Source organism: Bacillus sp. AFS029533, from assembly GCF_002585125.1.
Classification (GTDB): domain Bacteria; phylum Bacillota; class Bacilli; order Bacillales; family Bacillaceae_G; genus Gottfriedia; species Gottfriedia luciferensis_B.
On the sequence record NZ_NUQC01000064.1, the window covers coordinates 1 to 11,943 of the forward strand.

7 protein-coding genes are annotated in these 11,943 nt (G+C 34.0%); 3 read left to right on the forward strand and 4 right to left on the reverse strand.

What is annotated here, in order from left to right:
- From COE53_RS22420 to COE53_RS22430, 3 genes are all read right to left on the reverse strand, one after another.
- Nucleotides 1-1,408, reverse strand: a 1,408-nt coding sequence (locus COE53_RS22420) for a DEAD/DEAH box helicase (RefSeq protein ID WP_142350428.1), incomplete at its 3' end; no start/stop codon positions are given.
- A 558-nt stretch (nt 1,409-1,966) separates the two neighbouring features.
- Complete coding sequence (locus COE53_RS22425; protein WP_098948744.1) at nt 1,967-6,235, reverse strand: S8 family serine peptidase; 4,269 nt, start codon at nt 6,233-6,235, stop codon at nt 1,967-1,969.
- A gap of 130 nt (nt 6,236-6,365) precedes the next feature.
- Nucleotides 6,366-7,646 carry a helix-turn-helix domain-containing protein gene (locus COE53_RS22430; protein WP_098948745.1) on the reverse strand — a complete coding sequence of 427 codons (1,281 nt, stop codon included), beginning with the start codon at nt 7,644-7,646 and terminating at the stop codon, nt 6,366-6,368.
- Nucleotides 7,647-8,083: 437 nt separating this feature from the next.
- Between COE53_RS22430 and COE53_RS22435 the strand changes: the two genes are divergently transcribed.
- Complete coding sequence (locus COE53_RS22435; protein ID WP_091023176.1) at nt 8,084-8,446, forward strand: VOC family protein; 363 nt, start codon at nt 8,084-8,086, stop codon at nt 8,444-8,446.
- Between the two features lie 59 nt (nt 8,447-8,505).
- Here COE53_RS22435 and COE53_RS22440 read toward each other — a convergent pair whose 3' ends face one another.
- Complete coding sequence (locus COE53_RS22440; protein ID WP_069035266.1) at nt 8,506-9,435, reverse strand: DMT family transporter; 930 nt, start codon at nt 9,433-9,435, stop codon at nt 8,506-8,508.
- Nucleotides 9,436-9,573: 138 nt separating this feature from the next.
- Between COE53_RS22440 and pdxR the strand changes: the two genes are divergently transcribed.
- Nucleotides 9,574-11,007 (forward strand): MocR-like pyridoxine biosynthesis transcription factor PdxR, encoded by a 1,434-nt coding sequence (gene pdxR / locus COE53_RS22445; protein ID WP_098948746.1) that lies wholly within the window; start codon nt 9,574-9,576, stop codon nt 11,005-11,007.
- A gap of 32 nt (nt 11,008-11,039) precedes the next feature.
- Nucleotides 11,040-11,885 (forward strand): FtsW/RodA/SpoVE family cell cycle protein, encoded by an 846-nt coding sequence (locus tag COE53_RS22450; protein ID WP_098948747.1) that lies wholly within the window; start codon nt 11,040-11,042, stop codon nt 11,883-11,885.
- Nucleotides 11,886-11,943 lie beyond the last annotated feature (58 nt).

Consider the following 11,943-nt stretch of genomic DNA (forward strand, 5'->3'; position numbering starts at 1 on the left):
CTGTTCTTTCTGCTCTGCCTACATTTCCTGTTCTTTCCGCTCTGCCTGCATTTCCCGTTCTTTCTGCTCTGCCTGCATTTCCCGTCCTTTCTGCTCTGCCTGCATTTCCTGTTCTTTCCGCTCTACCTGCATTTCTTGTTCTTTCTTCTCTACCTGCATTTCCTGTTCTTTCTTCTCTACCTGCATTTCCTGTTCTTTCCGCTCTACCTGCATTTCTTGTTCTTTCTTCCCTACCTGCAATTCTTGTTCTTTCTGCTCTACCTACATTTTCTGTTCTATCCGCTCTGTCTGAACGTTCTCCTCTTTCCATTTCAATTCTCTTAATTGAAAGATTAAGTTCTTTTTCAATTACTCTCATATCTTGAAAATCTTTTGGAGTAGCAAATGTAATCGCAATACCAGTATCTCCTGCTCGTCCTGTTCTACCAATTCGATGTACATAACTTTCTGTATCCAATGGTATATCATAGTTGAACACGTGAGTAACACCTTCGACATCAATTCCTCTGGCTGCTACATCTGTTGCAACTAGATATTGTATTTTAGCTTCGCGGAACAATTTCATAACTTTTTCACGCTTGCCTTGGGTTAAATCTCCGTGTAGTTCTTCAGATAAAAGACCTTTTCCTTTTAGCTGTTCATTTAATTTATTAGCTCTTCTTTTTGTTCTACAAAAAATGATTGCTAGAAACGGCTCTGCTTCTTTGATTTGATTCAATAAGGCATTAAGTTTTCCGCGATCTGTTGTTTCAATAATTAATTGTTCAATTTCATCTAGTGTAATTCTTTTCGCTTTTACTTTAATAATTTCTGGCTTTTTCATGTAACGCTTTGCAAGTGATTGGATTTGATCTGGCATTGTAGCAGAAAATAATAAAGTTTGTCTCGATACAGGAGTATGATTGATAATATCTTCTACCTCGTGTAAAAATCCAATATGTAACATTTGGTCTGCTTCATCAAGCACTAGAAAATCAACTTTATCTAAATTTATAGTTCCTCTTCTTAAATGGTCTAAAAGTCTACCAGGTGTTGCAATGATTAAATGTGCACCACTTTTTAGTTTACGCGCTTGTTGTTCAACATCTTGTCCGCCGTACACAGCAAGTACTCCAAAATCATCACTAACAATCCTTTTAGCCTCAGCAGTAATTTGAAGAGCCAACTCTCTTGTTGGAGCAACTACTAATGCTTGTGTATGAGGTAATTCTAAATTAATTCTTTCAAGGATTGGAAATAAGAATGCAAATGTTTTACCAGTTCCTGTTTGCGCCTGTCCTATTAAATCCTTCCCTTCAAATACGATTGGAATTGCTTTCTCTTGAATCGGGGTAGGCTCTGTTATCCCTAATTCAGTTAGATACTCAGTTAATTCCTCACTTAAACCTAAACTTGAAAATTTATTCATTATATTTACCTTACTTTCTATTTTATATCATTATAAATAATAATGGTTGTTTCATATATTTACTCAAAAAACGACTAATCCATTGTATCACAACGTTTATTAATCTTTTAAAATTATTCTTATATAACTGTATATGTATAATTGATTAAATTTCTTCTGCATCAAGTTATTTTTCACAATTCCTTGGTAAAATAATCAATAATTCATTTAAATTTAGGAACCAAAATTTCTATATGTTTTTAAAGAATTAATCTGTTAGTTGATTTTCACTTCAGGATTCCCGCTTTCCATGGGGCATGAGCTGAGCCTCATCGTTCCTGCGGGGGTCTCAGGTTTCCCGCATACCTCATAGGAGTCGGGTATTCTTCCGTTCCAATCAACATCTTCAAATTTTAATAAAAATGATCTAGAATAATCATTACTTAATTGCCAGTTAAATTAAATAAACTAAGAATAGCAATCACATCATACAAATTAGCTTTTTAAAAATCTTCATTTTTTCTACAGCATAAAAAAAACGGTAACCTTTTGTAGGTTACCGTTTAACTAGTTATTGTATTACTCTAATCCAAGTGCTTGTAAAACATTATCTAATGTTTCACCTTTATACTTTGTCGCTGCTTTTGGTGAATTGTCATTCCATGGATTTTGCATTAGGTAGTTATTGATTACATATTGCATATCTTTTGCATCAACAACACCATCATAGTTAATGTCCGCATCACGTTTATTTGTACCCCAATAAGTTTGGATATATAAAGCGTCCTTTACATCAATGACATTATCTTTATTTACATCTCCTCCAGGAATATAGTCATAATTCACTGGTTTTGATCCAGCTGTAACTTTTCCGTCTTCTTTTACTCCGATTGTAAAGTCTTTAGAGAAAGTAAAGTGACCTGGCACATCAATTTTTAATGTAAAATCTTCATCTGTAATTGGTAATCTCGTTCTAAATGCTGATGGTGCTAGACTGCCAGCGTAACCTAAAGGATCAGATACACCGTATTCTTTACCATTTACGTCTTTCACACTAATTTTTGAACCTGTTTTATTGAAGTCAATTTGTTTCGCCATAGGTTCTCCAGCGAACGACATTAATCCTTCAGCTTGAACTTGTGCTCTCATTAATGAATAGGTTGGTGTAATATAGAAATATGGTTGAATTCCTTGTGTTGTCACAGTAGTATTATCGACATTCGTATAAACAGCGTTAAAGTATCGACTTGAACCTGTTGCACTGTAGAAGTTCATTGGTCCTTTGTAGTATTGGTCTTTTGCTTTTAATGTTAAGTCTACCAATGATACGTCTCCAGCGATTCCGGCATTTGCTAAATCTCCAGTTGCTGTCGCAGTGATTGTCATTTTAGTTAATGAACTATTAAATTGAGCAGTTGTATACTGTACATCTAGTTTACCTTTGAATGACGAGTTCGGTTGAACATTCACTAAATTAAGGTACTGACTTGGATAAAGGAAAGTGAATTCAGCTTTCTTTACATTTGTTTTCACATTTTTTGTTGAGAACGTTAATGTAGTAGATTCACCCATATTTATACGTTGCTTGTCAGCAATAGCAGTTGTGTATGCAGTTCCTTTTCTAACAAAATATGCATCAATAAAACTACCGTAATTTCTTACAGTTGATTTAGTATAATCTGAGAAATCGTACTCAGTAATAGCATTAACAACTGGACCAGATGTACTTAATGGTATTTCAGCGTTGAAATTACCTTGTGAGTCTAGTGAAATGCTTTTTTCCTGAGAATTATTAGGATTATAATAAGTAAAATTATTGTCAGCCTGAGATGCAGTAATGCCTGCTGCTTTCATCTCGTCTATTTCTTTATCAAATACATTACCTGATACAGTAACTTTCGTGTCAGTTGGATTAGTAGTTTCGTAAATACCGCCAGCCTTCATATTATTCATTGTTACCTTTGCTTCTTTAACCCCATTGTAAACCGGTGCATCTGCCGTGAAAGTTTCACCTTTATCGTTTGTGCCTACCATTCTAATTTTATATAATCCTGGATCTAATTCTTTAAGGTCATATGCAATTAGGTTATCTGAATCACCAGTTAATGGATAGTATTGACCATTATTCAGAACACCACGGAAATAATACTCAATTTTCTCATCTGCTCCCATTCCATCAGCTGAACCTAAGAATCCAAACTCTTTGTCTGTTTTTGGATCCACAAGGAAGAAATCAAAATTACGCATATGTGAATTTAATTTGAAGTTTACGCCAATTGACCATCTTGTCGCATTACTCGCCGCTTCATATGGCACTGTAAACGCTGGTGGATTACCCGTTAAGTAGTCGATACCTTCTTTTACAGTATGAATAGCAAATGGAATTTTATAAGTATCATTAGGATCCTTTTGGTTTGTATATACTACATACCCTTCATATGTTCCAAGCTTTGCTGTTTTAGGAACATTAATTGTCGCATCCATATTTGCACTGCCATATCGTTTTACTTTTACAGAAGATTTAACATCTAATGTAACCCCGTTAGCAGAAGCATCTTGATCTGCTCTAGAATCATTTGTATATCGTGCATCCAACGTTTGGAATTGTACCTTTACATCATATGTTTTATCGACGGAACTCTTATTAAATAACGTGATTGAACGATTATCTGATAAGTCTTTACCAGTAACAGGTTGTTCACCAAAGCTTAGTGCACCAGTAATGTTTTTTATTTGTTTGATTCCCTTATCTGCTAGAGTTGTAATAGAATTTCCTACTTCTTTTACAGTCGACGTTTTGTCTTTTACTTGAATTTCCGTCTGAGCATGAACAGCATCATATGGGTTTACACGACCAGCACCAACTTCGTATACACTGTATTTATCAGATAAAGGATCTGCTGTGTTCATCAAAGTTGCTTTAATATCTGAAGGTGACATATCAGGATGAGCTTGTTTTAATAATGCTGCTACACCGACAACATTAGGAGTTGCCATTGACGTTCCAGATAAACGCTCATATGCGTATTGATAGTTTCCAATTTGATCAACTCCATGCATATAAGAAGGAACAGTAGAGAAAACAGATACCCCAGGTGCCGTTACTTCTGGTTTAATATCGTATAACACACGGGATGGACCACGTGAGCTAAAAGGCGCTAATTTATCACCAATTGTCACTTGTTGCTTCATATTGCTAAATGTGAAGCCAAGAAATGTACCTTTAGATGCCCCAACTAAAGGCAATTTAGCAGCTAGGGCACTTCCTTGTGCGTAACTTAGTAAAAATGTTGGAAGTAAGCCATAGCCATCTCCAAGGTAAACGTCACCTAAAGGAACTTGTGTATCATATAATACAACGGCTTTTGCTCCATGCGCTTTAGCTGTCGAGATAATTTGAGTAATTCCATAACTACCTCTTTGTGCTAACACCACTTTTCCTTTTACATCGATTGGATCAGAATTACCAGCAGCCCCCATCCAATAACTAGCCTCACCACCAAATGATACATTTACCATTTGTAATGTTTGTCCTTCAAAATCACCTACATTATCAGTTAAACTTTTAGCAGCTAACTTTAAATCTGCAGGTAAATCACCTGTTGAAGAATGTAATGCACCCGTAAAACTCGGAATTGAAACAGATGTGTCACTTGCTCCAACTGTAATTGCTAAAGGTGCATTACCAGGAGCACCAAGTGAATACATTCGATCCCCAGAGTTACCTGCTGCGACAATCGCTGTTACCCCTGCAAGAACAGCATTGTTTACTGCAATACTCGTAGGATATAATGGATCATTGTAATTCGCTCCAAGAGACATATTAATAATATCCATTCCATCTGACACTGCTTTATCAATCCCCGCCAAAATAGCTGATGTAGAACCAGATCCATATGGGCCTAGTACACGATAAGAATAAAGATCAGCTTCTGGTGCAACACCTTCTACAGCAAAGTCTGCATCATTTTTAGCTTGTCCAGCAATAATTCCAGCTACATGAGTTCCGTGTTCAGTATAGTAGGCCTCTCCGTTAGAAGATAATTCTGGCTGGCCAGATTTTTTCCAATCTGCATATGTCGTTTCCATTGGGTCATTGTCATTATCAACGAAATCGTATCCACCTTTAAATGCCCCTTTTAAATCTGGATGATTGTAATCAATACCAGTATCAAGAATACCAACTTTTACTCCCTTGCCTGTAAAACCTTCTTGATGTAATTTTTCAACTCCAGGAAATGTAACCATTGTATGAGTTGCTGCTTGCTTAGTTGTTGATACATCACTGATTGAAGGTGGCTCAACTTGAACTTGCATATCACTCCAAACAGCTTTTACTGCTTTAGATTTAAGCAGTGATTTTACTTTGTTCGCTGGAAGAGTCATAGAGACCCCATTAAATGCTTTTTTATATGAACGTTTAATAGAATATGGATTTTTCTTTGACTTTAATTCACTGCTAAAAATTGTTTTTAAATCTTTTTGGAACGTATCATGTGACTCGTCCACCTTTGCTTTTGCATCATCCGCTGATAGCGTTACACCATCTGATTCTGCCTCTAAAACCGCAGTCTGCTGTGGCTTCTCCTTAAACTCGACAATGACAGAAGTAACCTTGTCACTTGTTTGATCGACTTCAGAAGATAATTGTAGTCCCTCTTTGTCACTTAATTTCAATTGCTTAATTGCCTCACGTTGCTGCGGAGTAAGATTTGCTAATACTTGTTCAACCTTTGAAGTTGCTTGTGCATGAACTTGTTGTGAAAAGGAACCTGGTGTCATTGTAGTACTGATAAGTCCTGTTGTTAATGCTAATGTTGTAACATTCCTAAACATTTTCTTTTTCAACTACTATCCCTACTTTCTTTTCTTAATAAGTTCATTATAATGAAACTTGATATAATTTTATTTTCTGAAAATTATGTCAAATAGTGTTTTTTTTAAAAATTTTTTTCTTCTTCAAACAAATAGAATAGAACTATGCAAAGTTACGCATAGAGCTCTCCTTTATTCCATTAATACTTAATAGTTTTATATACTTATTTATTTGATCAGAAGTCGCATGGTCCTTATATCTCCAATAAATTAGAAGACATTTATTGAATCTCTCCAAATTGCCAATTTGATTTGCAGTATAGGCTACATCCAGTAATTCATCTAAACCATTTGGCAGCTGTAGGCTTTCACACTGATAAAAAGCATATGCATAACGAAAATCCAAATGTACCTTCTGTTTTAACCATGGTTCGGCATCTATTATCAATTCTTCAATTGTATGTTTATATAAATCTAAGATTCTTTTAGCGTCATCTAATCGATTCAAACGAATAAATGCTTCAAGTACCTTTGGTAATCCAACATATACATCTTCTCTATCTTCTAGCCAACTAAGATATTGATCTACATACTCGAGCTGTCCGTAATCCAAATAAGATGCAAGTCGATTTCCAATAGCTAAATCAGCAAAATAATCATTGACCCCCGCATATTGTTCTGTAAGTTCTATTATTTCTTCTAAAGAGCCCCCCAGGCGTGCAAGCGCAAAGCTTTTATACATAAGTGCTCTACCATAATACTCTCCGTTTTTAACCAATTTCCTTAATCTCTCAGAGTAGTAAAGTACCTCTTCCCATTGCTCACGTCTATAATAAAATGCAGAGATCCATAAATATGCTTCCATTCTAACTTTTTTCGGCATGCAGTACAGATACTCCAACACATATGTCAATGCGTTATGACCATCCTCTGTCATTCTTAAAATATAAAAACGCCTATAATAACTTATTGCCAACAGTTCTAAAACGTCCTTCGAATCACATTCAATTATAATGGAGTACAAAAATAAAGCTTTTTCTTCTTTTCCAGCTTTAAAAAGCTCCTCTGCAACGAAAAAAATATAATTCAAATAATCGATTTGAATCGAAACTGATTTCTCAGTTGTCATTTTATGTAATAGATTTTGACAATGCTCCTCATAACCATTAGTAAAGCATTTGAATAAAAACTGTACACTTTTACGCTTGTCCAAAATTTGTTCCTCATTAAAACATTCCTCATAAAAATATGAATAAAGTGCGCCTTCCTCCAACCCAATAGCTTCTGAAATGGCATCCAAATACTTTAGTGTAAGCGAGCGCTTATGATTGAAAATACGACTAATTTCACTAATATGTATACCTGACTCCTGAGCCAAATCTGTTTTTGTCCAGCCTTTCTCTTTGCATATACATTGAATTTCATTAAATAGAGCTGCGTTCATTCTTCTCACCTACCAATTAAATTTACTTATGCTCAGCCCCAATCGTTACAAACGGCCAATCTTCTTAAAGTTATTAAATTACAATTTCATTATAACGAAACTTGATATAATATTATTTCTGAAAAATATTGTCAATTTGCATTTAATCTTGTAAACATACTCTATTTTTTTGGACCAGCAATTGAAAAAGGGCTTCCCATTAGTCACATAATGACGCAAAGAGAACTCCTTTAATTAGTTAATATTATATGAATCTACTTGATAACTTTAAGACGTTATAGATACTTACGAGATTATTTCAAGAAACCTAGGCATTAAAAAAACTCTTTAACTGAAATATTAGAGATGTGATTCATTTTTACTTTTTAAATGATAAAAAAGGTAAGCATCTGCTCTGCAAAGAATAGTTAGTACAGTAAATAAAAGGAGCTGATTAAATGAATGGAGTTTTAGATATTGTTATTTTTTGTATAGACACAAACTCTTCTAAAAGCTGGTATGAAAAAGTTGGATTTGAATATTTAAGAGGACATGATGGTATGTATTGGTTTAAAGCAGGGAATGGCGAGCTAATGCTCCATCCTACAGATACGCAATCCAATACTGATGCAGTCTTTCAATTAATCGTAAGTGAAGTCGATCCACTATTTGAAAGTGTGTTGGAAAAAGAATTGACGCCATTGGATTTCTCAAATGGAGAAAAAGTCATCACAGAACCTACTGTTCAGCCATGGGGGTATAAGGAATTTTGCTTAAGAGATCCAGACGGTTACATATGGGCATTTGTTCAAAAATCATAATTAAAGTAAGAAAATCCACAGGTTCCATGTGGATTTCCTTACTTTTTAGATTAACGATATTACTTTGAAATATTCACTTCTTTTTTTAAAAGCCTTCCTTGCTTTCTATACATAGAAAACGTTGACCAATTTGCAATGAATACACCAGATAATATTAGTATGCCACCAATCGCCATAATTGGTTTGATTGGTTCGTCCATTACGAAATAACCTAAGACACTTGCAATTAATGGTGATACATAAAGCCATGTTGAGGGGAATACCGGGTTCGTTTTAGATAGTAACCAACTGTATAACCCATGTCCCCCTATTGAACCTATAAATACAAGATACAATATTGGCCACACTGCGTCCCAAGAACTTAAACTTTCAATTTTCGGTTTTTCTAATAAAAACGAAACTAATAGTAGAAATATTCCACCATATAACATTTGAAAAGCATTGATTAAAAATGGCGATACACTACTGTATTCTGTTAATATTTCTTTTGAAGAAATGGATCCAAATCCGTAAAAAGCTTCTCCTAATAATACTGCGATACAAGCAGCAACCCATAAGTAAGAGACATGCTGACTTATCCCAGGTAAACAGACAAAAATTACACCTGCAAAAGCAATTAATAACGCTAATAGTTGTTTACCCTCAATTCTCTTATTATTTCTCCTTAATTGGAAAAGTAAGATCATCATTGGACCAGTTGCAGACAAAACTGCAGCTAACCCTGATGTTATATACTGCTCAGCCCAATATAATGTTGAAAATGTCATAAAAGTTAAGCAGAATCCAATATACATAATTCGTTTTGAAAAAATAAATTTCTTCACATTTACCCCTTTAAGAAGGAAATATAAAATAACAATCAGTCCCGCTAATGTAAATCGAATGCCTGCTGAAAATAAAGGCGAAACGCCCGACTCAATTCCAAATTTTATTGCTAGAAAAGTTGTACCGAAAATCATGCAAATAAAAATATAATTAATAATGATCATTTCATCCCCCCTTTGATAAAAGTATTATATTAAAGTCGGAGTATAACAGTATAATAGAGCATATAACAGTTAGCTCTTTTTCCATTGACGATTGATCTTTTTTCAACTAATTTATAACTAAAAAACTAGTGGTGATCTATGAAAATTCAAATCCATAAAAAATCAACAGTTCCGATTTATCTCCAAGTAAGCACTCAAATTGCAGGCAGCATTCAAAGTGGACTACTTTTACCTAACAAAAAATTACCATCTTTACGAATATTGGCTGAGGAACTTTCAATAAGCGTTTTAACTGTTAGAAAGGCTTATAAATGGTTAGAGACAAACGGCTATGTCACTGTGATGCCAGGTAAAGGAGTATTTATTAGTAAGAAAGTAAAAAAAACATCCCAAGTTGATCCAAGTAATAACTGGCAACAGACTTTAGGAATCAATATAGTAAGATCCCAATATTTAATAAATAGAGAACAGTTAAAATATGATTTTTCAAAAGCAGTTGTATATCCACGTCTACTTCCTAATAAATTTTTAGCGGATGAAATGCAAAAACTATTAAGAGAAGATGCTTCTATATTAACAACCTACGGACCTGTTCAAGGTGATTCTGAATTAAGAACTGAAATTATTAAACATTTATATGAATTTCAAAAAATACGATCTAAAGCTGAAAATCTTATTATTACAAGCGGAGTTCAGCAAGGCATTGACTTAGTAGCACAAGCACTATTAAAACCTGGGGATTCAATTATAGTCGAGAGTCCATGCTATGGTGGTGCACTTGATATTTTTATAAATAAGGGGATTCATATAATACCTGTCGAGATGGATGAAGAAGGAATTCGATCAGACATAATTGAAGATATGTGTATTAAATTTACACCAAAATTAATTTATGTTAACCCGACCTTTCAAAATCCAACTGGAATCTCAATGAGTAATGGTCGTAGAAAAGAATTAATTGAACTTGCACAACAGTATCAATTTTTTATTCTTGAAGACGATTCATTTAGTGATATTTATTTCGAAAAAGCATTTCAATATTACCCAATTAAGTATTACGATCAATTAGACCATGTCATCTACATTAAAGGATTTAGTAAAACTTTAGCACCCGGGGTTAGAATTGCTGCAATGCTAGCAAATGGACCGGTCCTGGAATGGCTACTTGCGGTTAAAGCTTCAATGGATGTGGGTAGCCCTTTACTAACACAAAAAGCAATTTTACCATTTCTACGAACCGATCGAATGCGAAGTCACGTTGAAAAACTACGAATTGCTCTACAAATTCGGCGTGATACAAGTGTTGAAATACTTTCATCTGTTAATGATCAATTAAATTTTCGGATACCTGATGGCGGCTTTAATTTGTGGGTTACATTTCATAAAACCAATGTAGATATTTTTAATTTATTAAGAAAAGCTAATCATGAAAATATCTCATTCTTACCCGGTGTAGCATGTTTTAACAACAATACTGATATTTCTTCATTTCGGATTAGTTACTCACTAGTTAGCGAAAATGATTTAGCTAAAGGGTTAGAGAAACTACGCAATCTAATTAAACAAATATAAAACTATTGTAAAGGAAGGCCATTTAGAACAAGATGCTTAATTTTAAAAAAATAAACTTATTACCACTTGTCATAACAATGCCAGCATTGATAATCGGAGTACTTGCCATGATCAATAACCAAGTGTCCCCGTCCATTTACGGTCAAAATATTTTAATTGCTATTGTTGGAGGAATCATCTCCTTTTTAGTACTGTGTAGAGATCAGAAATCCACTAAGAAAAAGACAAATATCATTGTCATTACATGCATACTCATATTATTTTTACTTACCTTTTTGGACAAAGGATTACATGGTGTACATCGCTGGATAGCAATTGGTCCAATAAGATTTAATATCGCTTTAGTTTTCGTTCCATTAGTAATAATTCAACTATCAAACTTAATAAAATCAAAACCATTTTGGGTTACTTTTGGTTTTTCATTATTTTTTACAGCATTATTACTTTTTCAACCTGGTGCATCTCAACTAACAGCTTTTACAATCGCTATCTCATTTCTATTACTAAATTTAAAAAAGAATAAAAGCGTTCAAATACTCTTTTTAATTGTTTTTATACTTTTAATTATTTTAAGCTGGTCTCACTTAGATCAACTTTCCTCAGTTTCTTATGTTGAGGACATTTTAAGTTTAGTAAAGAAAATGGGAATAGGATGGCTAATCTTAGCAGTAATTTCACTTTTAATTTTACTAATGCCATTTTTCTTATTTCCGCCAAACAGTGCAAAACCATTATCATTTAGTCTAGGGATTTATTTTTCAATTAGTATTCTTTCAAGCTTTTTTGGAAACTTCCCAGTGCCGATTATAGGTTATGGAACATCGCCGTTTATCGGTTATTTAATTGCGATTTCTTGGTATGTATATAATAAAAAATGAACCTTTAAAATGGTTCATTTTTACACGCTGTTGAAAAAAACTTTGTCAATTAAATTAC